Source organism: Microbispora sp. H10670 (genome assembly GCF_014161385.1).
In the GTDB taxonomy this organism is placed as follows: Bacteria; Actinomycetota; Actinomycetes; order Streptosporangiales; family Streptosporangiaceae; genus Microbispora; species Microbispora triticiradicis.
This window is the reverse complement of record NZ_JABBWW010000096.1, coordinates 1-825: the sequence shown is the minus strand read 5'-3', so window position 1 is coordinate 825 and position 825 is coordinate 1. Positions and strand designations below refer to the sequence as shown.

Below are 825 nucleotides of genomic sequence, written 5' to 3'. Positions count from 1 at the left end.
GGTTGGTGCCGAACCCGGTGATGCGGGTCAGCGTGGCGGCCGCGGCGGGGTGGGCGGCCAGCAGCATGCCGACGAGTACCAGGGGCAACGAGACGGCGGCCAGCAGGGATCTGAGCCTTCGTTTCACAGGAGGTCCTTTCGTGCGCGGAGGCGGCTCCCGGGCCTTACCGGCCCGGGAGCCGCCCGGCTGCCAAGTTCGTCAGATCGCGGTGCAGGTCACTGACGGCACGCTGTTGGCGCCGTTCGAGCTGCCGAGGAAGCCGAACTGCGTGCTCGCGCCGGCGCCGAGCGTGCCGTTGTAGCTCACGTTCCGGGCGGTGACCTCTGATCCACTTGAGGTGATCGTGGCGTTCCACGACTGGGTGACCGTCTGGCCGTCGCTGAACCGCCAGGCGACGGTCCAGGAGGAGATGGGCGATCCGCCCGCGGTGACGGTCACGTCGGCCTGGAAGCCGCCCTGCCACTGCCCGGTCAGCGTGTACTTGGCCAAGCACGACCTGTTGCCCGGCGTCGGGCCCGTCGAAGGGCTCGCCGACGGGCTGGCACTGGGACTCGCGCTGGGACTCGCGCTGGGGCTCGCCGACGGGCTGGTGCTGGGGGTCGCGCTGGGGCTCGGGCTGGACCCCTGGCCGAGGCTGCCCGGGACCGACTGGAGGGCGGCGTACCAGGCGGCGGCCATCTTGTCGTAGCCGTTCGCAGTGGGGTGGATGCCGTCGATGAGGTCGCCGGTGGTGAGCTTGCTGTGCATGTCGACCAGGTGGACGTGCTTGCCGCTGTTGACCTTCGACTGCACGATGCCGGGGACGGCGGCGTTGAAGGTGCGGG

Annotated in this window: 1 protein-coding gene; it reads right to left on the bottom strand. The window is 70.8% G+C overall.

All coding sequences use genetic code 11. The features are described from left to right. Positions 1 to 199: 199 nt before the first annotated feature. The coding region (locus tag HHX33_RS34705) for a cellulose binding domain-containing protein (RefSeq protein ID WP_182878259.1) at positions 200 to 825 on the bottom strand (626 nt) is incomplete at its 5' end.